Genomic DNA, 24307 nt, shown 5'->3' with positions numbered 1-24307 from the left:
CGCCGGGCGGCCTCCCGGGTAGGGGTACTTTGGAGGCGACCCCCGGCCCATAACACGGAATTATTGTGGTACTACGTTGCCCAGTGACGACTGGGTCCCTCGCGAGGAACTGACAGATACCGAACTGGACGATCCGCTGTGCCGGCGTGGTCGACGCGACCCATCGCCGACCGATCCGAACGGATCCAGCGGGTGGCGAACCACCGCCGACACCGAACACACAAACCGGTCGAACGACGAGTACGGGTATCCGCCATGAAGTTCGACGAGTGGGAACCGGTCTACGAGGCAATTCTCCGCGATTTCGGCTACGACCGAGCCGGCGACGAGCAGGTGCGTGACCGCCTCGCATCGCTGCTCGAGGACTCGTTCGATCCCGCCGAACTGGGAATCGGTCCCGAGACGACCGTCGCCGTCGCGGGTGCCGGGCCGTCCCTCGAGACCGACCGGGACCTCGAGCGCGCTCGCGAGGCCGACGTCGTCGTCGCCGCGTCGACTGCGGTCGACACCCTCGCGAGCCACGGGATCGACGCCGACTGCATGGTAACCGACCTCGATAAGAACCCGGAGACCGTCATCCGGCTCACCGACCGGGGCGTTCCGGTCGCGGTTCACGCCCACGGCGACAACCGCGAGGCGATTCGCGACGTGGTCCCCGACTGCGACCACGGGTACGTGTTGCCGACGACGCAGGCCGCACCGCGCGGTCCGGTCCGCAACGCCGGCGGCTTTACCGACGGCGATCGAGCCGCGTTTCTCGCCGATCACCTCGGTGCCGCCCGGCTCACCTTCGTCGGCTGGGACTTCGAGGACCCCGCGGTCGACCCGCCGAAAGCGCGCAAGCTCGAGTGGGCCGAGCGGCTCCTCTACTGGCTCGAGTCGCGCCGCGACGAGCGGTTCGACGTGCTCGACGGGCGACGTGATTCGATCGAGACGAGCGCGATTCCGCTCGAGTCGCGGTGAGCCGACAGTCGGCAGCTGCCGATCTCGATGCGTTCACCGAATCCGATACTCGACGATGTCGTCGCCGCCACAGGACGGACACTCCGCCGTCGACTCGAGGGTCGTGCCACACCGCCGGCACTCCTCGATGACCGTTCGGTCGGTCCCCCGGGACAAGACCGCCGCCAGTGCTTTCCGCATCGTCGACTGCGTCGTGGTATCGTTCTCCTGACCCCTCATGGCCGTTCAGTTGCGGATATCACAATTCGTTATTGTCTCGTTATCGTGACTGACACGAGCGGCGATCGTTCGATCCTGTGGTAATCGGTCCCTATAATCTCGGTGCCCGCCTGCGATTGGTTTGTCTGAGATGTCTCGGCCCATCCCGAATCGGTCGTCGACCGCTCGTTCGACCGGTTCTCGCCTCTCTGCCGTCCGGGACGCCACGTCTCCGATCGAGCGCGGGTTCGGCCGATCGCCGCCGCGACGCGATCGCGATTCCCTCGAGTATCTGGGAATAACAGTTAAGACGAACAGGTCACCACGATACGACGTGGATCAACGAATCATCGTCACGACGCCGTTTCTCGTCTATCTGGCGCTCTGCGGGCTGTTCGGCCTCGCCCAGTCGACGGTCGAGGCCCCGCTCACGCAGGGGCAACCGGCGTTTATCGCCATCGTCGGGTTGGTCGGCCCACTGGTCGCGATCGGGCTGATCTGGGCGCGAAACTACGCCTACGGCGCGCCGGTGTTAGTCTCGACGATGCTCACGAACGCCTGGTTCGTGACGTATTTCTTCTTCCTTCACGACAACCCGGCGAACGTCTTCGCGGTCTCCGGCGACGGGTCGACCGCGTTTCTGGCGTCGACGATCGGACTGATCACAGGATCGCTGCTCACCGCCGGCGTCGGCTGCTGGCTGTGGTACCGCGAGAGTCCCGGATTCCGCTCGGCGGTCGACAACCTCGTCGGCCCGTCCGATGCACGGAACTGACTCGAGGGCCCCGGTTTCGCAGTCGCTGTCCGGATTCTGTCAGATAGTGACGATAGAGGAGTCCGTTCGGTAGCGACGATGGAACGATGTGCCGTCTCGATGACTATCGAGCAAAGAATCCGTCAGTCGGAACCGCTAGAACAGCGCGTCGAGCTCGCCGCCGGTGTCCATCAGCGACGCGAAGTCCTCTTCGGCGCTGGCCCGGACGTCCTCGGTCGTCTCCTGGGCCTCGATCGCGACCTGCTGGAGCTGGTCGATCCGCGGCACGTCCGTCACACCCGACAGCAGGGCGATCGCGCCGACTTCGTCCCGGTTGGGGATCGGGTAATCGCCGCCGCGGATCTCCATGCTCCCGGTCTCGTCCTCGAGCCACTGGCGGCCGCGCTCGACGCCCTTGCGGTTGAGCTGGCTCGGCGGACCGGTGGCGACGACCAGCCCGCGGTCGGCGCTGCCGACATCACACGGCAGCGTGAGCCGTCCGAGGGTGGCCTTGCGGACGAGGCTGGTCATCCGGTTCGTCGCCGCGCCCTCGTCGAACTCGTCGCCGCCGGTCAGCGAGGAGAGCAGGCCGTCGTCCGTCTCGACGACCTCGCTGGCGTAGCCGATCGTGGAGACGCCGCCGCCCGAGAGGGTGTTGATGATCTCGCTCGAGTCGACGACGCTCTCGGCGACGTGGTCGCCCTGTTCGACCTCGCCGGCGGCGAAGAGGAGGCCGAACCGCTCGACGATTTCGCGGTTGATGCGGTCGTAGCCGCCCTCGACGGATTCGCCGGCGCTGCGCCAGACGTCGTTGTCGAAGACGAGCAGGTTGTCGACCTCGGTGACGAACGTTTGGAACGATCGGGCGGCGTTGAGCGTGTAGATCCCGCCCTCGTCGGTTCCGGGGAGGATGCCGAGCCCGTAGACCGGCTGGGTGTAGATCCGCTGGAGGTGTTTCGCGAGGACGGGTGCACCGCCGCTCCCGGTGCCGCCGCCCATACCCGCGACGACGAGGAACGCGTCGATCTCGTGGACCGGGACCCGGTCGATCGCGCCCTGGATCTCGTCGATGTCCGCCTCGGCGACTTCCGCGCCGAGTTCGTTGTCCGCGCCGACGCCGTGGCCTTTCACGCGCGCCTGTCCGATGAGGACGCGGTTCTCGTCCGATACGTTCTCGAGTCCCTTGAGGTCCGTCGTCGCCGAGTTGACCGCGATCGCCGATTCGATGAAGCCGCCGCCGATCGAGTCGTCGAACGCCAGGAACTCGTCGACTACCTTCCCGCCTGCCTGACCGAAGCCGATGAGTGCGAGTTTCATAGCTGTCTGTCGTGGCCGTTCCCCGGCGCGACCGCGACCGATCAGCAGGGACCGGGCGGATCGACCGGGATTGGAACGGGTTCCACGTCCGGTGGATCGGCGGAAACGGATATTGTTATGGCCATCGTATAGCAGATTAAAAAACTCTCATGGACTCACTACTCTCTTCTAATCATGACTTTCATCGAGCGATACCAGTCGGTCCGCGACGTGGCTACTCGACCCCCGGGAGCGAGACCGGGGTAAGCGATCGAGAGAACGGACCGATCAGCGGCCGATTCAGACGCGGTAATCAACCGCCACAGCAGATATTACGGCTGATCATCAGCCACGTATTTTTGCCATTACCCTTATCAGCTGGACTGTCATAGACGCCAGTATGTCCACTTCGGACAACACGTCGACGCCCGATGGGGAGGTGCCGCCGACCCAGGCGATCATCGAGGCGATCGCCGCCGAGGAAGGCGTCGGCGTCACCGAGGTCGAGCCACCGGCGTACGACCCGCTGTTTACGGTCATCAACCCGGAGGCGCTCGACGAACTGTTCCACACCACCGCCGGAACCGCCGGCGACGTGGTCGTCCGACTCGAGTACGAGGGGTACGAGATCGTCGTCCGCCCCGGCAGCGATATCGAGGTTCGTCCCCTCCGCTGACCGGGTCACTGGCCCGCTCGAGGAGCCGCCGGTCGGCTCACTCGGCCCAGTAAGCCTCGCCGGGCTGGGTCTCGAAGACCGCCCGCTCGAGCAGATCGATCGCCTTCTCGAGTCCCTCGCGGGAGCTGGTCAGCGAGTCCTCGTGTTCGATGCTCAACGCGCCGTCGTAGCCGACCATCCGGAGCGTCGAGACGATGTCCTTCCAGTGGGTCTCGTCGTGACCGTATCCCACGGAGCGGAAGAGCCACGAGCGGTTCGGCTCGTCGTCGTAGGCGGTCGTATCCAAGACTCCTTTCTCGCGGGCCTGTGCGTCGTAGATCTTGGTGTCTTTGGCGTGGACGTGGTGGATCGCGTCTCGCTCGCCCAGATACCGGATCGCGTCGGTGATCGTGATCCCCTGCCAGTAGAGGTGCGAGGGATCGAAGTTCGCGCCGATCCGCTCGCCGGTCTCCTCGCGCAGTCTCGCCATCCCGTGGGGCTCGTAGACCAGCATGTTCGGGTGCATCTCGATGGCGATGTCGACCTCCTGCTCGGCGGCGACATCGGCGATCTCGCCCCAGTAGTCGATCGCCCGCTCCCACTGGTACTCGAGCGCGTCGGCGTGCTCGGGCGGCCACGGGGCCGTGATCCAGTTCGGGACTTCGTCGTTCGGCCCGCCGGCCGGCAGCCCCGAGAAGCAGGTGACGGTCCCGACCTCGAGCTGGCTGGCCAGTCGGATCGCCTCGCGGAGTTCGGTGTCGGCTTCCTCGGCCCGCTCCTCGTCGGGATGGAGCGGGTTGTTGTGGATCGCGAGCGCGCTAATCCGCATGTCGTACTCCTCGAGCAGGTCGCGAAGTTCCGCCTGTTCGCTCTCGTCGTCGAGGTACGCGGCCCGCTCGAGGTGGTCCTGTCCCGGGTGACCGCCGACGCCGGGCTCGATCGCGCCGACGCCGAGCCCGTCGAGATAGGGCAGCGCGCTTTCGAGCGGTTCGTCGGCCAGCGGCGGGGTGTGGACGCCGATCTCCATGGAAACAGCGTCCACAGCCGGGAAAATAAAGACGTGGGGCGAACGCGCTCGGTGGCGGCGGTTCACCGAGCGCCGGTCGGGGGCCTCTCGGACTCGAGGGCACCGAGTGACGGGGTGTCCGGCTCGCGGAATCGTCAGCCCGAGATCGTCAGGATCCCGTCGTTGACGGTGACGTCGCTCGCGTCGGCCGGAACGTCAAATTCGAACTGTGTCTCGCCGACGGTGACGATCGCCGTCTCGTCGACGATGTCGACCGTCGGCTTCTCGCCGGTGGGGCCGAAATCGACGGCGATGATGCTCTCGTCCTCGTACTCGCGATTGCTGATCGTGACGTCGTCCTCGTCGCCGGCCACGTTTTGCAGTTCGGGAGGCGTCTCCATGATTGGCCGTTGGTGGCTCTCCGCCGTAAACGGCGTGCACGCTATTGCCCGCTCGAGACGCGTCCGGCAGTCGTCGATCCGTCCACCCCTCATTCGTCGATCGAAGCGGTGTGTCCCTCGTCGCTCGAGCGGTAGATCCCGTCGATGACCCGCTGGACTGTCAGCGCCTCCGCGACGCTGTTGCCGCGGTCCTCCTCGCCGATGATCCGGTCGAAGAACTCCCGTTGTTCGTCCGAGTGGGTGTCGTTCTGTCGCGTCTCGATCGACGTGTCCTCGAGGTGGTCGGGACCGACCTTGCTCGCCGAGTGGAAGGTGAGATCCCCCTCGAGGAGGTCGAACCGGGCCGCCGAGTCGGTGCCGCGGGCGACGAACTCGTGGGTCGCCGGCCGGTTGGTCGCCCACGCGACCTCGAGGGAGATGGTTCGGTTCCCGGCACAGCGGATGAAGGCGCTGGCGGAGTCGTCGACGTCGAACCCGGCGGGGCCCGCGTCGTCGGCCCACATGTCGAGGTAGGCGTACTCCTCGCGGGACCCGAACTCGCTGCGGGTGACGCCGTTTACCGCTTCGACCTCGGGATAGCCGAGCAGGTAGAGGGCGAGATCGATGGCGTGGACACCGAGGTCGATCAGCGCGCCGCCGCCGGCGATCTGTCGCCGGGTGAACCACGAGCCCCGACCCGGGATGCCGCGCCGCCGGACGTAGTTCGCCTCGACGTGGGACACGTCGCCGAGGTCGCCTCGTTCGATTCGGTTTTTCACGATCCGGACGGTGTTCGCGAACCGATTGTTAAAGCCCACCATCGCGTAGCCGTCCGACGCATTCGCCGCCTCGGCGATCCGTTCGGCGCTCTCGATCGAGTGACCGAGCGGTTTCTCGAGCAGGACGTGGAGGTCCCGCTCGAAGGCGTCGACCGCGTACTCCTCGTGATACTTGTTGGGCGTCGTGATGATGACGGCGTCGACGGTGTCGTAGAGTTCCTGATGGTCGTCGTAAACGTCGACGTCGTACCGTCGGGCGAAGCGTGTTCGCGCCTCGGCGGCGACGTCCATCCCCCCGGCGAGTGTCACGCCGAGGTCGACGAGTCGCTCGGCGTGGTACTGGCCGATATTGCCGAGGCCAACGATGCCGGTTTCGATGTCGGATCGGTCTCCTATCATCTCCCTGTGATTCTGGAACTGCCGTGGCCGTCTCGTTTCGGACTGATACACCCGTGACCGCTATATCGAATCCTTTGACTCGAGCGACTTCCCTCCGTCGCCAAACGATGCGAGGGTCGACGGACGGACTCGGAGGGGACTCGAGCGCGCTCGAGTCGCTGGCGGCTTAGCTGTCGGCTTCCGTCGGCGTCGTCCCGGGCTCTCGCTCCGAGAGGTCGGTGATGCCGTGGACCAGCGCGTCGCCGGTCGCGGTATCGAAGAGATGGATCTTCGACCGGTCGAGGACGACGTCGATCTCTTGGTCCGCCTCGATGTCCGTGTCGGGGGTGACGCTCATCAGCAACTGATTCGGCGACGTGGCGGGATCTTGATCCATCGACCCCGTCGCGGCCTCGGAGAGCAAGACGTAGACGAAGACCTCGTCGCCCATCGGCTCTAACACGTCGGTTCGAGCACTGATCGGGTCCGTCGGCGAACCGACCGTCTCGACGAACCGCGACAGGTGGACGTCCTCCGGTCGAATCCCGAGTGTTACGTCGTCGCCGACCGTGACGCCCGGAATCCGCGCCGGATCGAGATCGACGGTGAAGTTGTTCGTCTCGAGGCCGCCCTCGACCAGTTGGCCCTCGGCGAAGTTCATCGACGGAGAGCCGATAAAGCCCGCGACGAACAGGTTCGCGGGCTCGTTGTAGCAGACCAGAGGCGGCGCGATCTGCTGGAGTTTGCCGTCGTTCAGCACCGCGATCCGGTTCGACATCGTCATCGCTTCGGCCTGATCGTGGGTGACGTAGATGACCGTCGCGTCGAGCTCCCGGTGGAGCCGCTGGAGCTCCGTCCGCATGTGGACCCGCAGCTTCGCGTCTAAGTTCGCCAGCGGCTCGTCCATCAGGAACACGTCCGGGTTGCGAACGATGGCGCGAGCGATGCCGACCCGCTGTTGCTGGCCGCCGGACATCTCCTCGGGCATCCGGTCTAACATCCCCTCGAGTTGGACGATGTCGGCCGCCTGCTCGACGCGGCGCCTGACTTCCTCGTCGTCGTACTTCCGGAGGCGGAGTCCAAAGGAGATGTTCTCGTAGACGTCCATGTGCGGGAACAGCGCGATGTTCTGGAAGACCATCGCGACGCCCCGGTCTTTGGGTGCGAGGGTCGTCACGTCGTCGTCACCGATGTACACCCGGCCCTCGGTGGGCTGGGTCAACCCCGCGACGGCCTCCATCGTCGTGGATTTTCCACAGCCCGAGGGGCCGACCAGCGTGACGAACTCGCCGTCTTCGACCTCGAGGCTGATGTCGTCGACCGCCGTTTCCTCTCCGTACCGTTTCGTGACGTTCTCGAGTCGTACTCGTGCCATTGTGTTACTCTTTGAGTGCGCCTGCAGTCAGTCCGCTGACGATCTTTTCCTGTGCGATGACCACGAGGATCGCGACGGGGATGACCCCGAGGATGCTCGCGGCGGCCATGAGGTGGTACATCACTTCGTACTGCCCCTGATAGGCGAGGATGCCGTCGAGGATAGGTGCCCAGTTCTCGGGCTGGCCGTCCGTCATCAGGAACGAGAAGAAGAACTCGTTGTAGACGGCGATGAAGGTCAACACGCCCGCGGTCGCGACGCCGGGTGCCGACAGCGGGATGATGACCCGGAAGAGCGCGCCCAGCCGGGTCGTCCCCTCGACGCGAGCCGCGTCCTCTAACCCGTCCGGGATCTGCGAGTAAAACGTCGTCAGAATGAAGATCGCCAGCGGCATGAAGATCGCCGACAGCGGCGTCACGAGCGCGAAGGGCGTGTTGTAGAGGGTGCCGTCGCCGGTGATCGGCTCGAGGAAGAAGAAGGAGGTGTTAAACAGGTCGTTCAGCGGGATGAAGAACGCGGCCGGCGGGAAAAAGGAAATCACCAGCACGAGTAACATGAGCGGCGTCCGGCCGGGGAACTCGAGGCGGCCGAAGGCGTAGCCCGCGAGGCTGGCGACGACGAGAACGACCACCGTCGAAGCCAGCGCGATCACGAAGCTGTTGAACATGTAGACGTGGAAGGGGATGACCTGAAAGACCTCGACGAACGCGCCCGGATTGAAGCCGTTGGGCGTGAAGACGATGTCCTGAAGCTGGCCTTCCGGCGTCAGCGCGACCATCAGCAGCCAGTAGAACGGGAACAGCGTCGTAAAGAGGAAGAAGATCGCCGCGACGTAGAACAGCGCCCGGTAGACCCGCTCGGGGTGGGAGATGGAGTCGGCGACCCACTGCTGGAACGGCCCGCGGTCGAGTTCGGCGTCGCGGTCGTCCTCGAGGATCGCCGTGCCGCCGTCGGGCCGACGGAGCGTCGGATCGCGGGACGGTTCGGTCTCGGTGTCGCCAGCGTCGGTCGGATCGATGGAATCTCTGGGATCACTCATCAGTACATTCCTCCGTCGGTGTCGCGGAACAGGACCACGTAGCCGCCGATTATCAGCCCGATCACGAGCGCCGTCGCGAACGCCACGGCGGCGGCGGTCGCGTAGATCCGCGTGCCGCCGAACATCGCCTCGACGACGAGGCAGGTCAGCGACGGGACGGTCGTACAGCCCGCGGTCGACTCGATCAGCCCGAAGACCCGCATCGCGTCCATCGTTCGGAACAACATAGCGACCAGCAGGGCCGGCATCACGAGCGGGAGCGTGATCAGTTTGAACCGCTGCCACGGCGAGGCCCCCGCAACGCGAGCGACGTCGTACAGGCTCCGGTCGACGCTCTGGAGCCCGGCGAGGATCAGCAGGGCCATGAACGCCGAGGACTTCCAGATGTCGGCCACGAGGATGATGATGAAGGCGTCCCGGCTGTTGGCAAGCGGCGTCGAGCTGAAGATGCCGAGGCTCTGCATGAGGTCGGAGCCGAACCCGACCGTCGGCTGGAACAGCAGGAAGAAGATCATCCCCTGAATCACGATCGGCACGGCCCACGGGAGGATGATCGCGACGCGGACCCAGCGCCGACCCCGGAAGTCCTGATCGAGCACGTAGGCCTGCCCGAACCCGATCACCGTCTCGAGGACGACGCTGATGACCGCGAACGCGAGCGTGACGAACAGCGCCTGCTGGAAGAACGGAACGCCGAGTTCGATAAAGGGGAACGACGACGACAGTCCAACGTCGAGGAACTGCCGGGCCAGCCGGGCGTTCCCGGTGAGAATGTCGACGTAGTTTTCGATACCGACGAACTCTCCGAGGGGTTCCATTCCGCGCGTCTCGTCGGCGCGCAGCGACATGACGAACGTTCGGAGCAACGGGTAGAACGCGATCAGTGCGAGCAGCGCGAACGCCGGGAGCAACAGGAGGTAGGCGTACGCCCCCTCGCTCAGGTTTTCCATCCAGTTGACGACGGCGTTGCCGGTCCGGTCCCGGTCGCGCTCCCGGCCCGTTCCGGTCTCGCCGGTCACCGCGCCGCCGTCGGTCGCCAGCGGCGGCGCGGTCTCGGTTTCGGTCTCAGTGTCGGGATCAGTCGTCATTCTCGGATACCTCCGCTTCGCTCCGCTCGAGTCGCTCCGCGAGGTCGTTCATCGCGGTGTCGGGTGCTTTCGCTCCGCGGTACGCCGCGTTGACCTCCTGATAGATCAGCGCCGACTGTTCGGGCCAGAGGTCGGTCACCGGCCGCGGAATCGCGTTCTCACCGGCCGCTTGGAGCTGCTCCGTGTACCGCGCGGACGGGCCGATCTCGTCGGGATCGGCCTCGGTGATCAGGTCGATGTTCGGCGGCAGGAATCCGCCTAACTCGAAGATCGTGAGTTGGACTTCCTCGGTGGTGAACGCCTCGAGGACCTGCAGGGCCTCCTCGCGGCGCTCCGTAAACGGGCTCACGGCGAGGTTCCACCCGCCGAGCGCCGCGGCGGTGCCACCGACGCCCTCGTACTCGGCCTCGTCTTGGGAAATCGCGGTGGGGCGGGTCATGACGCCGAGATCCTCGCCGAATCCGTCCTCGCCGCCGGTCTCGGCGATCGCGAACGGCCAGTTGCGGTTGGCGACGGCGTTGCCGTCCGCGAAGGGATTGAGCGATTCCTGTTCGGTCCACTGCACGACGGCCGACGGGCAGATATCGGGGAAGCCATCGAGCCCGTTCGGGTCGTCGCCGTCGATGAACGCGCGCATCATCCGGATCGAGTCGACGGTCCACTGCTCGTCGACGGTGATCGGGCGGTCTCCGGCGGTAAACAGGTTCTCCGTGCCGCCGAAGTACGCGCCGCCCCACGTCGTCATCACCTCGTTGAACGAACAGCAGGCCAGCCCCTCGTACGCGGCCGCCTGCGTCGTGAACCCGTAGTCGACGTCGGACTGGCCCATCGCGTCGTCGACGGCCGTCGCGAACGTCTCCCACGACGGCGGCTCGCTCCCCCAGTCGCTGGTGTCGTGGCCGGCGTCCTCGATGAGATCCTGCCGGTACAGCATGAGCCCGAAATCCGGGAACAGCGGAATCGCGTGAATGTCGCCCGTCTGTGGATGTTGAGCCGTCTCGAGGATCGCCTCGAGGTAGTTGTCCTCGACGCTGCTGACGACATCGTCCGGGAGCGCCTCGCTCAGGTTGAGGGTCTGCTCGCGCAGGATAAACGGGATCGTCCACCCGCTGTCCATCATATGAATGTCGGGCGGGGCACGTCCCGCCTGGAGGGTCGCCTGCGCGTCTTGCATCCGCTGTGCGGAGTCGCTGACGACCGTCTGAATCTCGACGCTGATGTCCTCGTCGAGGCCGGCGTCCCAGAGCGCCTGCTGAATCGAGGGCTCGTCGCCGTCGCTGTGCATGATCCCCGCGATGTCCGAGGCGGCGGTCATCACCACCGTTCCCGACTGGCGACCGCGACCGAGACAGCCGGTGACGGCGACCGCCCCCGCCGTCGACGCCGATGCAGCTTTCAGGAACGACCGCCGTCTGAGGCGGGAGCGGTCGCGTCGGCCGGTGGTATCGCGTTTCATGCGAAGCAACGGACCACGTTCTCCACCTTAATTGTTAGCTATAAATATGGTAATAAAATGTGAGTGTCCGACTATCGTTTCGGTTATGGTCAGCCATTGTCGAACGCGGCCAGGCGCGCCCTCGACCTTCGTTCAGTAAGACTCACGAATCAACCACTAATTACCGATTGTCGATCGCGGCCGGCATATGCCGGCCGACGGACTACCATTCGGCGGATCGAACCAGAACGGTCGTTTCAATCGATCGCGTGACTCTCGAACTACCGCGACGTGACGATCACTGCTCCTCGAGCGCCGGCGGTTCGTTCCGGCCGATGCGGATCTCGTGGGCCTCGACGTCCTCGAGGGCGGCGACGCGGCCACCGACGGAGACGTCCTCGCCCGCCTCGGTTTCGACCGTGAGGCTGGCGACTTCTTCGCTCACTTCGAAGGAGATGTCACGGACGCGACCGCGGACGATCCGCTGGCCGCCGACCTCGACGTCTCGACCGTCTATCGTCGCGTAGAACTCGCCGCCCTCGTCGAGGAGGTCTTTCACGCACCGCCGGATGGACGCGTACTTCCGGGGATAGGTCCGGGCCGCGCCGTCCTCGCCGAGCAATCGCTCGGCGGTCGTCCAGAGGACGGTACCGAAGAAGCCGGAGATGAGAAAGCCGAGCGCCGACCGGTTGAAGATGACGCCGTATCGGTCCTGGTCGTCGCGCAGCGCGTCTTGGGTCGCGTAGATCGAGTAGTTGCCGTCGGCGACGGCGATGACCGGCGTCGTGATCCCCCGTCGGGCGCGGGCGGTCGACGCGACCTCGCCGTATTCGAACTCCGACGGTTCGGGGGCCTCGCTCGCCGGCGTCACGATCAGGTCGACGCTCACGCCGGCCTCGACGGCCGCGCGCAACTCCGCCTCGAACCGGGTCAGCAGATCCGGCGTCAGCGACAGCGAGAGTTCGAACTCCGCGGCGTCGATGACCTCCTCCAAGTAGCGCAGGATCGTCGACCGCGATTTGACCAGCGAGACGGCCTCCGTATCGCGGGCCGGCGCGGTGTACCGGGCCTCGAGTTCCGAGATCATCTGCTCGAAGGAGGTCTGGACGTCGTCGAAGGCCTCGCCGGGATCGATCGCGACGACCTTCATGGGCCGGGACTCGCGCAGTTCGACCAGTCCGCGGTCGCTCAGACTGCGGACGGTGTCGTAGACCCGCGGTTGGGGGATGTCCGTTCTGTCCGCAATCTCGCTCGCCGTGAGCTGGCCCTGCTCTAACACGGTGAGGTAGGCGTCGATCTCGTACTCGCCGAGATTGAATCGATCGCCGACGCGTTCGACGGTCGAGCGGAGTTCGTCTGGTGCCATACGACACCATATGCCCCCGACCGCTAAATGATTTATTATACATCGAGTAGCACGCGTTTTCGAAATCGGGTTGTTTCGTATCGGTGCCTGAGCCTGACGGTCAGAACTCTTAACCACACCGGGCCTGAGCCTGTTGGTATGCGCGGGGTCCTCCAATCGGACGGACGCTCGATCGCCGAGGACATCACGACCGAACTTCCAACGTGGGTCCCCCAACAGGCGGTCGAAATCGTCCTCGCAATCGTCGTCCTCGTCGCCGGCTGGTACCTCTCGAAACTCGCCGTCCGACTCGCCGGCCGCACGGTCGCTCGCCGGATCGAGCGGCCGAGTGTCACCCGGACGGTCTTGCGGGGCATCAGGCTCACCGTCATCATCTGGGCCGGGACCGTCGCCGCCGGTATCATCGGGGTCGGTAGCACCCAGATCCTCCTGTCGGTGACCGTCATCTCCGCCGTGATCGCGATCGTCCTCGCACCGCTCGTGGGCAGCCTGATCAACGGCCTCTACGTGCTCGCGGATCGCCCCTACGAGATCGGCGACATGATCGAGGTCACCGACGCCGGCCACCGCGGGTTCGTCGAGGACATCACGATCCGCTACACCAAGATCTTCACGCTGCAAAACTCCTTTATCGTCATCCCCAACTCCGAGATCCACGCGCGCGACGTTATCAACTACTCCGCGGAGGACGAACGCACGCGGATTTCGGTCGGCTTCGAAGTCACCTACGACAGCGATCTCGACGCGGCTCGACAGGCCGCCGAACGGGCCGCACGGGGCGTCGACAACGTCATCTCCGGCGGTCCGGACATCCGGATCGGCAGCGCGCGATACGCCGCGGCACCGAACTGCGTCATCGACGAGTACGGCGATAACGGGGTCCTCCTCGAGGTCTACTTCTGGATGAACCATCCCTACAAACAGGTGGTCGTCCGATCCGCGGTCCAGGAAGCCATCGGCGAGCGCTTCGCGGACATCGACGTCGAGTTCGCCTACCCGCGTCGCCACCACGTCTTCGACGACTCGAGCGGCGTCGCACGGGTGTCCGTCGACGACTCCGGCTTCGAGCGACCGGCTGCGGGGTCGCCCGTCGAGCCGGGCGAGCGGTCCGAGCCGAGCGAGAGCCCCGCCGATCCGGCCGATCGGTGACGGCCGCGCGGTGACGGCCGCGCGGTGACGGCCGCGGGGTCGATCGACCGACGGTCCTCGAGCACTCCCGGTTCGCGGTCTCCCTCGCCCACTATCGTGGGGGTAATTTATGCTATCGCCGGTTCAATTCGAAGGCAGCCGACAGATGTACGACGACATTCTCATTCCCACGGACGGTAGCGAGACGATTCCCGAGACGCTCGCCCACGGACTGCCGATCGCCGCGAACAACGACGCGACGGTCCACGCGCTGTACGTCGTCGACAGCCGCGTCACCGCCGCCGCCGACGAGGACACCAGTACCGACCTCGAGCGCTCGCTCGAGGACGAGGGCCGGGAGGCCGTCGCCACCGTCGAGGAGCGAGCGGCGTCCGAGGGACTCGAGACCGTCGGCGAGGTTCGAACGGGGACGCCCTCGAAGACGATCCTCGAGTACGCCGACGAGCAGGGGATCGACCTGATCGTCATCGGGACGCGGGGCAAGAGTCCGCGAGAGAAAGTGACCTCGTTGGGAAGCGTCTCGGAGCGAGTGGTCGACAACGCCTCGATCCCGGTGTTCGTCGTCCGTAACGCCGGCAAAAACGAGTAACGGAGAGACCGAACGCGAGACAACGCGCAGAGACGACGCGTGAGAAGCTACGCGCGTGCGCTTTCGACCGTGATGACCTCGCAGTCGAGGTGGCTCCGCAGATAGCGGTCGATGTCCGGGTTATCGGTAAAGCGCTGGAAGATCCGCCGCAGGCGACTCGCCTGTTTGCTGCCGATGACGACGGCGTCGGCCGCCTCGGCGGCGACTTCATCGAGGATGCTCTCCTCGACGAGAAAGCCGGTCCGGACGACGTAGCGAGCCCGCTCGAGTCGACCGAACGCGCTTTCGACGGCGTTTTTCAGGTCGATACGCGTCACTTTCTTCCCGTTCTGGTAGAGGTCGACGTGCAGGATCGTCAACGCTGCCTCGCGCTCGCGAGCGACCTCGATAGCCCGCTCGAGCGTTCGCCGCGAGTGCTTTGACAACGGGTACCGAACGGGAACCACGACCAACGACATTAGCCGTTCGAACGTTTTCCGGGCGGGTAAACCTTTCAGTACGGACAGTCTACACTGCGAATCTATCTCATATGGTGACTAGTACCACTGGCGGAATTGGACCGCTATCTCGGCACGGCTTGTGGCTCGTGGCGGCGAATCCGACCCGGACAGACAGTCATTTACCGGGAGCGAGCGTACCAACGGCCAGCATGCAAACCTTGTCGACCGACGACGGCGAAACCGTCTACATCTCGGAGACGGACGGCGACAGGGGATCGAAGGGGCCGTTTCTCGTCGCCTTCGAATCCTCCGACGCGGAGCGCCGTTACGGCTGGTTCTGTACGAACTGCGAGAGCCTCGATAACGCGATGGACTCGATGGGACGGATCAAGTGCAACCGGTGTGGTAACTTCCGCAAGCCCACCGAGTGGGACGCCGCCCACGAGTAACGCCGGTCGGATCTCGACCGCGCCACCGCGGGCTCACTGCCCGGAACGATAAGTGACGATTACTGGCCGGAAACCCGTTTCGTACGGATACTAACGCATCGAAACCCCGGGATAGGTTCGGGCCAGGGGGCGTAATCGGTGATTCTTGTCACGTACTAACATTTATGGTGGAGGCCAACATAGGGTGTAGTGAATGGGTCCTGTTAACATGCGACTCGTCGAGCAGGCCAGGTCGATCTTCGCTGAGTTGGGCTACACCGTCGAAGGCAACGGCCCCGAGTTCCGCGCCGAACGAGCATGGAAAGTCGTCCACGTCAACACCGTCCTCGAGACAGGGGAACTCCCGTCATCGGCGTCGGGACAGTTCCACTGCTTCGTCGCCGAACCCGAGGACGCGGACGACCTCGAGGCGCGACTCGAGCGGGCGAACCCGAACTACGAGTGGGCCATTATGGTCGTCGACGGAGAGGACTATCAGGTCGAACGAGCGCCACCAGGACCGCGAGTAACAGCGTAGAATAGCGTCGAACGGACGGCTTCGAAACCAGCCGTCGCGGATTATTTTTCGAGCGCGCGTCGCGTCGCAGTCACACCGGCTCCCGGATCGACGTCCGCGCCCATCGACTCGAGGACGTCGCCCAGCGCCGTCACCACGTAGATCACGTTCTCGGGGCGCGCGGAGTGGCCCATACAGCCGATCCGGAAGATCTCGCCGGCGAGATCGCCCAGTCCGCCGGCGATCTCGAGGTCGTACTGCTCGATCAGGGCGTCACAGACTTCCCCGTCGTCGATGCCGTCGGGGACGCGGACGGCGTTCAGACTCGGCAGCCAGTACTCGTCGGGGGCGTTCATCGCGAGCCCCATCGCTTCGACGCCGGCTTTCAGCGCGCCGGCCAGTCGCTCGTGGCGCGCCCAGCGGTCTTCGATCCCTTCCTCGGCGACGAGCCGCAGCGCCTCCCGGATCGCGTAGACGTTCGTGATCGGCGCGGTGTGATGGTAGGCCCGTTCGTCGCCCCAGTAGCCCTCGAGCAGGGAGAGGTCGAGATACCACGAGCGCGGGTCCTCCTCGCGGGAGAGGACCTTCTCCATCGCCTCGTCCGAGAGGGTCAGCGGGCTCGCGCCCGGCGGACAGGAGAGACACTTCTGGGGGCCGGAGTAGGCCACGTCGATGTCCCACTCGTCGACGCGGAGTTCGACGCCGCCCAGCGAGGTGACGGTGTCGGCGATGACGAGCGCGTCGTGGTCGTGGGCCGCCGCGGTGAGTTCCGGCACGTCGGGCTGGAGGACGCCCGTGCTCGTCTCCGCGTGGACGAAGCCGAAGACGTCGGGGTCGTGTTCGGCCAGCGCGTCTGCGACATCGTCGGGCTCGAGGGGCTCGCCCCACGGCGCCGATACCTCGACGACCTCGCCGCCCGCGCGTTCGGCCATCGAGGCCATCCGGCCGCCGAAGTAGCCGTTCGTCGGGACGAGCATCGTATCGCCGGGCTCGACCACGTTGCCGATCGCGGCCTCCATGGCCGCCGACCCGGTCCCCGAAACGGGGATCGTCCACTGGTTGTCCGTACGGAACGTGTAGCGCAGCAGCTCCTGGACCTCGTCCATGATCTCGATAAACGAGGGGTCGAGATGCCCGACGAGCGGCGTGCTCATCGCTCGGAGTACGCGCGGGTTTACGTCGCTCGGTCCGGGCCCCATCAGGGTGCGATCCGGCGGTGTGAGTTCGCCAACGGACGGCGCGCGAGACACCTCGTTCGGCGCTTCCTGAGCCATGGGCGTGTGCTCGAGTGCCACTCGCAAAGAGCTACCGGCAGCGGCGAAGTATCGGCCCGAATCGACCTCCCGTGTGCGTTCGTCCCACGGTGGGCGATCAGTATAAGACCACCCATCACGTAGCCGATACGTCGTGTTTATCGGTCACGCCCTGCTCGCGTTCGCCCTCGCGGCATTGGTCGCCGACTGGCGAGGCTGGGAGCGCCGACAGGCGCTTCTGGTCGGTGTCGTCGCGGGCGCGTTCGCGACGATTCCGGATATCGACGTGACCTACGCCTTCGTCGGCCTCCTCGAGTGGCAGGCCGCGGACGGTGCGCTCGCGGCCTCGTCGGCCTTCTGGGACGCGAGTCGAGGCGTCCACCGGTCGGTCACTCACTCGCTGGTCGTCGGCGCGGTCGCAGCGCCGGCGTTCGGACTGTTCGCGGTCCGCGGTCCGGGTTCGGGCCGCGTTCGGCTCGCTCGCAGCGTCGGGCTCGGAATCCTCGTGGCCCTCGTCGCGGTCGCGTTCCTCGAGGGCGGTCCCGTCGCCGCGTTCGTGATGGGCCTGTTCGCAGCGAGCGGCGCACTCGTCGCCGTCGGGGCCGCTCGCGGAACGAGGCTCTCGGCGAGTACGGTCGCGCTCGCGGCGCTCTGGGGTCTCTGGTCCCACCCGTGGGGCGACCTCGCGACCGGCTCGCCCCCCGATTGGGTCTATCCGTTCGAATCGACGCTCCTCTCCGCACGGGTCGTCCTCCATCCGGACCCGACGCTGCACCTCCTCGGCGCGTTTGCGATCGAACTCGCCGCGATCTGGCTCGCACTCGTCGCGGTCTGCCGGCTCACCGACCGGTCGCTCCTCGCGTTCGTCGACCGCCGTGCCGCAGTCGGTGCGGCCTACGGGGTCGCCGCCCTCGCGGTGACGCCGCCGACCCTCGAGGTCTCCTATCATTTCGTCTTCTCCATCCTCGGCGTCGGCCTCCTCTGTGGGGTCGTTCGGGGTCCGCCCTCGCCGACCTACCCCGGGTTGCGGCCCCAGTCTCTCCCGCGACCGTCGACCGACTCGACGCTCGAGGTCGCGCTCACCGCCGTGACCGCGGTGACCGTCGCGCTCGCTGCGTACGCCGTCGTCTACCTGTTCGTCGCTCCCGCGTGAGCGGCGGCGCGTTTCGGTCGGTGTCAGTGGTGTTTCAGTTCCCGACTACATACGCTTTAGTGAGAACGGTCAATAGCAGTCACTGTGTCACAGACTTCACTCGAGGCACTGATCGCCGACGGCCGAACGAACGCGGCGGTCGCGTGGCTCTTGGTCGTCGCGATCGCGGCTATCGGCGTCGGCGAACTCGTGACGGGCGGCGTCCTGTGGGCGACGTTCGCGGCGGTGCTCGTCGCCCTCGCGTTGCTCCCGCCGATCGCCTTCCGGTCGTCGCTGGCGATGCTCCCGTGGGAGGTGCTGCTGTTGGCCGCCCTCCCCGTGCTCGGCATGGCCCTCGGCGCGAGCCGATTGACCGGTCACTTCGCGGCGTACCTCTCGGTCGCGGCCATCGCGCTCGTCCTCGCCGTCGAACTGCAGTCGTTTACGCCCGTGGAGATGACCCCCGGCTTCGCCGTCGTCTTCGTCGTCGTCACGACGACGGCCGCGGCGGGACTGTGGGCGCTGCTGCGGTGGAGCGCCGCCCAGACGCTCGGCATCCCGTTTACCGCCGACCACGACGCGGTGATGTGGGAGTTCGTCTACTCCGCTCTCGCCGGTCTCGGCGCCGGCGTGGTCTTCGAACTGTACTTCAGACGGTTCGTCCGCCCCGAACACCGCCTTCCCGCCGATGTCCACCCGCCCGCGGAGGGAGACGATGCGTAACCTCGCGAGCCGGCTCCCGTCCCAGCACCGCCAGCGCCAGCTCACCTACCTCATGGAAATCGGGCTGATCGGCATGCTGTTCGTCGGTATCGAGCGCGGCAACGGCGGGATCGTGATCAACACCGCGGTGGCGCTGCTCGTGACCCAGCTGCCGCCCCTGCTCGAGCGCGACTACGAGATTCCGATGGACCCGCGGCTCACGCTCTGGATCACCACCGCCGTCTTCCTCCACGCGTTCGGAACCGTCGGCCTGCCGGGTGCCACCCGAACGCTCTACAGTCAGGTCTGGTGGTGGGATCACATGACCCACGCGCTGTCGGCGTCGCTGGTCGCCGGCGTGGGCTACGCCACCGTCCGCGCGTTCGACGAACACGCCGAGGGCGTCCACCTCCCGGGCAAGTTCATCGCGGTGTTCATCCTCCTGTTCGTCATCGCCTTCGGCGTCCTCTGGGAGATCCTCGAGTTCGCCATCGCGCTCTCGGCCGACGCGTTGGGGATCAAGGCCGTCCTCACGCAGTACGGCCTCGGCGACACGATGCTCGACTTCGTCTTCAACTCGATCGGCGGCCTCGTCGTCGCGCTGTGGGGCGGTGCCTACCTCACCGATGTCTCCGGCGCGATCCGCGACCGCCTCGAGATGCAGTCCGACTGATCGCCGTGTCGCCGACAGTCGCCGCGATTTCCGCCCGAACGGACGCCGTGTTTTACGTCGCTACGGGGTGTAGGAACCGAGGCCATGGTCTTCAAGAAGATCACGCTCATCGGCACCAGTCCCGAGAGCTTCGACGCCGCGGCCGACGACGCCATCGACCGCGCGGAAGCGACCCTTCAGAACGTCCAGTGGATCGAAGTCGACGAACTGGGCGTCGAAGTCGCCAGCGCCGACGACCGGGAGTACCAAGCCGAGGTCACCGTCGCCTTCGAACTCGAGGAGTAGGCCGGGAAGTCGGCGCTTCGCCGTCGAAACTCACTTTTTCGCACATCCGGCTCGTGAGTCGTGGCTGTCGGTCGATGAGAGGAAGCAGCGAAAACGGTGACGACGGTGAGACCGTTGTGAGTCTCGTACAATCAGCCGAGTCCCTCGAGCGTCGACGCGTTACGTCCGGAACGATTCGCCGCAGCCGCACTCGCTGACGACGTTCGGATTGTCCACGTGGAACCCTTCGGCCTGCAGGCCGTCCTCGTAATCGAGGACGCTGCCCTCGATGTACTTCAGGCTCGCCGGATCGACGAACACCCGCAGGTCGTGGTGCTCGTAGATGGTGTCGTCCTCGTCCGGCTCGTCGTCGAACCGCATTCCGTAGGAGAGACCGGCGCAGCCGCCCTGCTGGACGAACAGCCGCAGGCCGGCCTCCGTTACGTCGAGATTCTCGCCCTCGAGCAGGGAGAGCGCCTGCTCGGCCGCGTCTTCGGTCACTTCGATCTTCGGACGCGTGTCGGCCTCCCCGCCATCCATACTGTCCGTGCTCATACCCTCTCATTCCGGCGCGACGATGTTAACTGTGACGCCATTCACCCACGAACGGACTAGCTGAATCCGGTTACGCACCGTCTCGCACGGACTCACTCGCCGTAGCAACTCGAGCGGCGGCGGAGCGAGCGGTAGTATGTCCCGAACTGCCGCTCGTCGTTTCGCGAGAGCTCGATGTCGTGTTTCGCGAGGAGTTCGAGCATCCGCTCGAGCTCGCATTCGTACCACATCGAGAGGAGCCGCACGTTCCGCTGTGCGTAGTCGTAGTTGCGTTCGAGGACGCGCCCGTCCGTTGGGTCGACACGCGGTTCCATCTCACCACCTACTCCACCCTCCAGCTACGTAAAACCAGTTTGCGACTCCGTAACCTGAAACTGCCGACAGATCCAGTTTCCGTTGGTTATTTCTCAGTTTCCGATCCGGCCTCGAGTCGCGTTCGGACGCTCTCGGCGTGGGCCTCGAGCCCTTCGGCGTCCGCGAGCGTCGTGATCGTCTCGCCCAGTCCGGCGAGCCCCTCGCTCGAGAGGCGCTGGACCGTCGTCGATCGGAGGAACGTCTCGACCGAAAGGCCCCCGGCGACGCGCGCGCCGCCGTTGGTCGGCAGGACGTGGTTGGTCCCGCTGGCGTAATCGCCCGCTGCAACGGGGGTGTTCGGTCCGAGGAAGACGCTGCCCGCGCTGTCGATGCGCGCGAGGATCGACTCGTCGTCGTCGGCGATGATCGAGAGGTGCTCCGGCGCGTATTCCTCGGTAAAGAGGATCGCTTCGCTCATCGACCGGGCGCGGAGGACGCCACTCGCGTCGTTTGCGAGCGCCTCTCGAATCACGTCTTCGCGCTCGCGCGCGCTCGCTTGCTCGTCGACGGCCGCGGCCACGGCGTTCGCGGTGTCCTCGTCGTCGGTGACGGCCACGACCGATGCGTTGGGGTCGTGTTCCGCCTGCGCGACGAGTTCCGCGGCGACGAGTTCGGGAGCCGCGCTCTCGTCGGCGACGACGACCACTTCGCTCGGCCCCGCGAGGAAGTCGATCTCAACGTCACCCCGGACTTCGGCCTTGGCCGCGGTCACCCACTTGTTCCCGGGGCCGACGATCTTCTGGACGCGGGTGATCGTCTCGGTGCCGTAGGCCAGCCCCGAAATCGCCTGCGCGCCGCCGACGCTGAAGACCGCGTCCGCGCCCGCGGCGTGGATCGCCGCCAGCGTCACCGGATTCAGGTCGTCGGCCGGCGGCGTGACGACCGAAACGTGGTCGACGCCGGCCACGACCGCCGGCACGACGCCCATGATCGCGCTCGAGGGATACGCCGCCGACCCGCCGGGGACGTAGACGCCCACCCGCTCGAGCGGCCGAAAGCGGCGGCCGAGTTCCCGTCCCGTATCGAACTCCCGCCGCCAGTCCTCGGGGAGTTGGGCCTCGTGGAACTCGCGGACGTTCGCCGCGGCCGTCTCGATCGCGTCCCTGATCTCGGCGTCGATCTCCTCGTAGGCCCGCTCGCACTCGTCGGTGATCTCGAGGTTCCCGACCTCGACGTCGTCGAACTCGCTCGTGAACTCGCGGACGGCGACGTCGCCCTCCTTGCGGACGCGGTCGACGATCTCGCGAACGTCTCCCCTCACCGCCTCGATGCCGGCGTCGCGCTCGAAGAAGGCCGCGCGGTCGTCCGGCCCGAGGTCGGCGATCGTCTGCACGTCGATTGTCATGCTCCGGAATTCGACCGGCGGGCGAAAAACGGTTTCCTTCCGCTCACGCGTCGGAGTCCTCGACGGTCCAGATTCCGACCGCATCGAGGGTCGCTCTGATGAACAGGTAAACGAGCAGTCCGAAGCCGATCAGGGCGAGGGGTGCCTGCAGCAGTTCCGCGGTTTCCGTCTCGAGGACGATCCGGCTGACACCGCGCACGAAGAAGCTCACGATCACGAGCGCGAACGCGATGACCGCGAGTTTGACGAATCCCGATCGGTCCATGCGTAGTCGTACGGCTACGGCACATAAGTCGTGTCGATCGTCGCTCTACCGACATCGTCACTGACCCCCCTCGGCGACGAGACGGCTGACGACCGTCGAACAACCGCGGCGTAATCGACTGCTACCGGCCACCGAAATAGCGAGCACGGTCCGGGAGAACCGTCCACTCCGCCGTCCGCCGTGCAAGCAAGCCATAACTATTCGTCCGACACCGAACGCACCGAGTATGTGGCCGTGGGAACACGCGATCGTCGGCTATCTCGCCTACTCGCTTTGCTGTCACACCGTCTTCCGCGATTCGCCGGGCGGCCTCGAGGCCGTCGCCGTCGTTTTCGCCGCCGTCCTCCCCGACCTGATCGACAAACCGCTCGCGTGGGAGTACGGCGTCTTCGATGTCGGCTACGGGATCGGCCACTCGGTCTTTTTCGCGGTGCCGCTTGCCATCTTTGTTGGAACCATCGCCCACGCGGGCGCACGGTCGCGAGCGGGTCTCGCCTTCGGACTGGGATTCCTGTCGCATCTCCCCGCCGACATCGCGGACACTGCGTTCCGGCAGGGTTACCTCCTGGTCGACCTCGCGCTCTGGCCGATCGCAACGGTCGAGGGACAACCACCAGGTCCCGGCGTTGTCGAGGCGTTTCTCCTGCTGTTCGGTCGCTACGCCGGCGATATCCTCGCGGGAAATCTCTCGACGTACCTGTGGGTCCAGCTCGGCCTCGCCGGTTTCACCGCGCTGGTCTGGCTCCTCGACGGCGCCCCGGTCCTCCGCGAGTTCCTGCAAGCGAGTCATCGAGCGGTCAGAACCCTCTCGGGACGGGACACGGCCGCCTCGAGAGAGAACGAATCGGATCGACGATAGTTTCGGCCGTCTGCGCCTCCCGCCACTACCCCAGAGGTCGTCCGGCGAACGCTGTTCTACCCGTCGACCGGTGTGGCATCGCCCGCGACTCGTCCGGCGTCAGCGTCGGCCCGCTCGAGCTCGACTCCGTTCTCCGCGACCGGGTTCCTCGAGTATGCGCTGTTCGAACGGAGTCGTGATCCGCTGGCCCTTGTAACGATGACAGCGGTCTCGCGGCCACGCTCTGTCAGTGCCGCAGTTGCCCGGTTTTATCGCTATTATCTACCGCGACTGGCAGCCGTGCACTCATCAGTGCGACATATCGAGCACGAGACGGTCTGCTGTCGACTGCGGACGACTCGAGGAAACGGTGCCGATCTCTGTCGACGGAACCGTCAGTCGTTCGGTTCACAGCCGCGCTTGACTCCTTGTCCTCATTCGTTCCTGACACCTGCCAGGACGCCGCTGCAGCTGACGACTGGCTACGGATCGTCAGAACTCCGGAATCGTACTCGAGCGGGGCGCTCGAGTCGACTCTGACGATACCGCTCGCCGGATCACCGTCCACGAAACCTCGTCCCCGCGTGAATGCCCAACGTAGGCCAATGACCATCCGAGACGACGGCCTTATGTGTTCACCCGGCTTTCGACAGTAATGCGAACGACGTGGCGCTCGCCGCCACGTTCCCTCCGGCCGCAACCCGGCGCGGAGGTAGGCACTGTATCCATCTCTCGTCGAGGACCCGGTTCGTACCGGATCTCCTCTCTCGAGGGTGCTCGGATTGTCGCGCTCGACGCCGAATCGACGGCGTTGCAGTACGATGTCCTTATATAATCAGGACTCGTACTATAGAGTACGCGGAAGTCCCCGCCGGATGCGGTTTCCGACGGAGCCTTGATCCGATGCCCTTATATGTACGAGGGCAGTTGGATACAGACGCGAAAGAAGATGTGATCGACGGGACGTTCAACTCGTCCCGTCATCCCGGATGGTTCCGGTCCGAAGGGGTTATGTACCCCGGACGGCTTAGGAATAAATCCGCACGAGATGAGGATTCCACCCCTGCGGTCCGCCGTACAGATGGGATCTG

General features: G+C 65.7%; 28 protein-coding genes. 12 read left to right on the top strand and 16 right to left on the bottom strand.

The genetic code is table 11. From position 1 onward, the window contains the following. Nucleotides 1-255 precede the first annotated feature (255 nt). The gene (locus ACT4ML_RS17200) at nucleotides 256-963 is read left to right on the top strand and encodes a 6-hydroxymethylpterin diphosphokinase MptE-like protein (protein ID WP_444721968.1); all 708 of its coding nucleotides are present in this window, start codon (nucleotides 256-258) and stop codon (nucleotides 961-963) included. A 33-nt stretch (nucleotides 964-996) separates the two neighbouring features. Here the strand turns inward: ACT4ML_RS17200 and ACT4ML_RS17195 are convergent, their stop codons facing one another. Further along, nucleotides 997-1182 (bottom strand): hypothetical protein, encoded by a 186-nt coding sequence (locus tag ACT4ML_RS17195; protein WP_138245228.1) that lies wholly within the window; start codon nucleotides 1180-1182, stop codon nucleotides 997-999. A 313-nt stretch (nucleotides 1183-1495) separates the two neighbouring features. Between ACT4ML_RS17195 and ACT4ML_RS17190 the strand changes: the two genes are divergently transcribed. Continuing rightward, nucleotides 1496-1936, top strand: coding sequence for a hypothetical protein (locus ACT4ML_RS17190; RefSeq protein WP_444721967.1), 441 nt, complete (start codon nucleotides 1496-1498; stop codon nucleotides 1934-1936). Between the two features lie 135 nt (nucleotides 1937-2071). Here ACT4ML_RS17190 and ACT4ML_RS17185 read toward each other — a convergent pair whose 3' ends face one another. Next, entirely contained in the window at nucleotides 2072-3232 is a 1161-nt protein-coding gene (locus ACT4ML_RS17185) for a tubulin/FtsZ family protein (protein WP_444721966.1), read from the bottom strand. A 379-nt stretch (nucleotides 3233-3611) separates the two neighbouring features. Here ACT4ML_RS17185 and ACT4ML_RS17180 point away from each other — a divergent pair, with 379 nt between their 5' ends. Continuing rightward, on the top strand, nucleotides 3612-3887 hold the full coding sequence (locus ACT4ML_RS17180) for a HalOD1 output domain-containing protein (protein WP_175416398.1): 276 nt from the start codon (nucleotides 3612-3614) through the stop codon (nucleotides 3885-3887). 37 nt (nucleotides 3888-3924) lie between these two features. On the opposite strand, the gene ACT4ML_RS17175 is transcribed toward ACT4ML_RS17180, so the two are convergent. From ACT4ML_RS17175 to trmB, 8 genes are all read right to left on the bottom strand, one after another. Next, nucleotides 3925-4893, bottom strand: a complete 969-nt coding sequence (locus ACT4ML_RS17175; RefSeq protein ID WP_444721965.1) for a sugar phosphate isomerase/epimerase family protein — start codon at nucleotides 4891-4893, stop codon at nucleotides 3925-3927. 134 nt (nucleotides 4894-5027) lie between these two features. Beyond that, nucleotides 5028-5273, bottom strand: a complete 246-nt coding sequence (locus tag ACT4ML_RS17170) for a DUF7127 family protein (RefSeq protein ID WP_444721964.1) — start codon at nucleotides 5271-5273, stop codon at nucleotides 5028-5030. 89 nt (nucleotides 5274-5362) lie between these two features. Further along, nucleotides 5363-6481, bottom strand: coding sequence for a Gfo/Idh/MocA family protein (locus tag ACT4ML_RS17165; protein WP_444721963.1), 1119 nt, complete (start codon nucleotides 6479-6481; stop codon nucleotides 5363-5365). A 115-nt stretch (nucleotides 6482-6596) separates the two neighbouring features. Then, nucleotides 6597-7784 (bottom strand): ABC transporter ATP-binding protein, encoded by a 1188-nt coding sequence (locus ACT4ML_RS17160; protein ID WP_444721962.1) that lies wholly within the window; start codon nucleotides 7782-7784, stop codon nucleotides 6597-6599. 4 nt (nucleotides 7785-7788) lie between these two features. Beyond that, nucleotides 7789-8823, bottom strand: a complete 1035-nt coding sequence (locus ACT4ML_RS17155; protein WP_444721961.1) for a carbohydrate ABC transporter permease — start codon at nucleotides 8821-8823, stop codon at nucleotides 7789-7791. Beyond that, the gene (locus ACT4ML_RS17150; protein WP_394349659.1) at nucleotides 8823-9773 is read right to left on the bottom strand and encodes a carbohydrate ABC transporter permease; all 951 of its coding nucleotides are present in this window, start codon (nucleotides 9771-9773) and stop codon (nucleotides 8823-8825) included. Before ACT4ML_RS17150 ends, ACT4ML_RS17155 begins: the two co-directional genes overlap by 1 nt. 127 nt (nucleotides 9774-9900) lie before the next feature. Continuing rightward, nucleotides 9901-11367 (bottom strand): extracellular solute-binding protein, encoded by a 1467-nt coding sequence (locus ACT4ML_RS17145; RefSeq protein WP_444721960.1) that lies wholly within the window; start codon nucleotides 11365-11367, stop codon nucleotides 9901-9903. Between the two features lie 277 nt (nucleotides 11368-11644). After that, the gene (gene trmB / locus ACT4ML_RS17140) at nucleotides 11645-12712 is read right to left on the bottom strand and encodes an HTH-type sugar sensing transcriptional regulator TrmB (protein ID WP_444721959.1); all 1068 of its coding nucleotides are present in this window, start codon (nucleotides 12710-12712) and stop codon (nucleotides 11645-11647) included. A 138-nt stretch (nucleotides 12713-12850) separates the two neighbouring features. Between trmB and ACT4ML_RS17135 the strand changes: the two genes are divergently transcribed. Beyond that, on the top strand, nucleotides 12851-13861 hold the full coding sequence (locus tag ACT4ML_RS17135) for a mechanosensitive ion channel family protein (RefSeq protein WP_444721958.1): 1011 nt from the start codon (nucleotides 12851-12853) through the stop codon (nucleotides 13859-13861). Between the two features lie 145 nt (nucleotides 13862-14006). Next, on the top strand, nucleotides 14007-14450 hold the full coding sequence (locus ACT4ML_RS17130) for a universal stress protein (RefSeq protein ID WP_138245217.1): 444 nt from the start codon (nucleotides 14007-14009) through the stop codon (nucleotides 14448-14450). 47 nt (nucleotides 14451-14497) lie between these two features. On the opposite strand, the gene ACT4ML_RS17125 is transcribed toward ACT4ML_RS17130, so the two are convergent. After that, entirely contained in the window at nucleotides 14498-14908 is a 411-nt protein-coding gene (locus tag ACT4ML_RS17125) for a universal stress protein (protein ID WP_444721957.1), read from the bottom strand. A gap of 191 nt (nucleotides 14909-15099) precedes the next feature. Here ACT4ML_RS17125 and ACT4ML_RS17120 point away from each other — a divergent pair, with 191 nt between their 5' ends. Together ACT4ML_RS17120 and ACT4ML_RS17115 are read left to right on the top strand one after the other, a co-directional pair. Beyond that, nucleotides 15100-15339, top strand: a complete 240-nt coding sequence (locus tag ACT4ML_RS17120; protein ID WP_138245215.1) for a DUF5816 domain-containing protein — start codon at nucleotides 15100-15102, stop codon at nucleotides 15337-15339. A gap of 208 nt (nucleotides 15340-15547) precedes the next feature. After that, complete coding sequence (locus ACT4ML_RS17115; protein WP_138246758.1) at nucleotides 15548-15856, top strand: DUF7116 family protein; 309 nt, start codon at nucleotides 15548-15550, stop codon at nucleotides 15854-15856. Nucleotides 15857-15897: 41 nt separating this feature from the next. Here ACT4ML_RS17115 and ACT4ML_RS17110 read toward each other — a convergent pair whose 3' ends face one another. After that, nucleotides 15898-17109 carry a pyridoxal-phosphate-dependent aminotransferase family protein gene (locus ACT4ML_RS17110; RefSeq protein WP_444721956.1) on the bottom strand — a complete coding sequence of 404 codons (1212 nt, stop codon included), beginning with the start codon at nucleotides 17107-17109 and terminating at the stop codon, nucleotides 15898-15900. 133 nt (nucleotides 17110-17242) lie between these two features. Here ACT4ML_RS17110 and ACT4ML_RS17105 point away from each other — a divergent pair, with 133 nt between their 5' ends. From ACT4ML_RS17105 to ACT4ML_RS17090, 4 genes are all read left to right on the top strand, one after another. Beyond that, nucleotides 17243-18241, top strand: a complete 999-nt coding sequence (locus tag ACT4ML_RS17105) for a metal-dependent hydrolase (RefSeq protein WP_444721955.1) — start codon at nucleotides 17243-17245, stop codon at nucleotides 18239-18241. An 84-nt stretch (nucleotides 18242-18325) separates the two neighbouring features. Then, nucleotides 18326-18943, top strand: a complete 618-nt coding sequence (locus tag ACT4ML_RS17100) for a hypothetical protein (RefSeq protein WP_444721954.1) — start codon at nucleotides 18326-18328, stop codon at nucleotides 18941-18943. Then, nucleotides 18936-19595, top strand: a complete 660-nt coding sequence (locus tag ACT4ML_RS17095; protein WP_444721953.1) for a hypothetical protein — start codon at nucleotides 18936-18938, stop codon at nucleotides 19593-19595. Before ACT4ML_RS17100 ends, ACT4ML_RS17095 begins: the two co-directional genes overlap by 8 nt. Before the next feature lie 84 nt (nucleotides 19596-19679). After that, nucleotides 19680-19880: a dodecin gene (locus tag ACT4ML_RS17090; RefSeq protein ID WP_006180927.1), complete on the top strand. Its 201-nt coding sequence runs from the start codon at nucleotides 19680-19682 to the stop codon at nucleotides 19878-19880. A 159-nt stretch (nucleotides 19881-20039) separates the two neighbouring features. Here the strand turns inward: ACT4ML_RS17090 and ACT4ML_RS17085 are convergent, their stop codons facing one another. From ACT4ML_RS17085 to ACT4ML_RS17070, 4 genes are all read right to left on the bottom strand, one after another. Beyond that, nucleotides 20040-20414, bottom strand: coding sequence for a HesB/IscA family protein (locus ACT4ML_RS17085; RefSeq protein ID WP_138245200.1), 375 nt, complete (start codon nucleotides 20412-20414; stop codon nucleotides 20040-20042). Nucleotides 20415-20506: 92 nt separating this feature from the next. After that, on the bottom strand, nucleotides 20507-20728 hold the full coding sequence (locus ACT4ML_RS17080) for a hypothetical protein (protein WP_444721952.1): 222 nt from the start codon (nucleotides 20726-20728) through the stop codon (nucleotides 20507-20509). An 86-nt stretch (nucleotides 20729-20814) separates the two neighbouring features. Next, nucleotides 20815-22113, bottom strand: coding sequence for a histidinol dehydrogenase (hisD, locus tag ACT4ML_RS17075; RefSeq protein WP_444721951.1), 1299 nt, complete (start codon nucleotides 22111-22113; stop codon nucleotides 20815-20817). A 43-nt stretch (nucleotides 22114-22156) separates the two neighbouring features. Then, complete coding sequence (locus tag ACT4ML_RS17070; protein WP_444721950.1) at nucleotides 22157-22378, bottom strand: hypothetical protein; 222 nt, start codon at nucleotides 22376-22378, stop codon at nucleotides 22157-22159. Between the two features lie 226 nt (nucleotides 22379-22604). Between ACT4ML_RS17070 and ACT4ML_RS17065 the strand changes: the two genes are divergently transcribed. Continuing rightward, nucleotides 22605-23237, top strand: coding sequence for a metal-dependent hydrolase (locus ACT4ML_RS17065; protein ID WP_444721949.1), 633 nt, complete (start codon nucleotides 22605-22607; stop codon nucleotides 23235-23237). Nucleotides 23238-24307: the final 1070 nt, after the last annotated feature.

Source organism: Natrinema sp. LN54, from assembly GCF_052439245.1.
Taxonomy (GTDB): domain Archaea; phylum Halobacteriota; class Halobacteria; order Halobacteriales; family Natrialbaceae; genus Natrinema; species Natrinema versiforme_A.
This window is presented reverse-complemented; position numbering and strand designations above follow the sequence as displayed.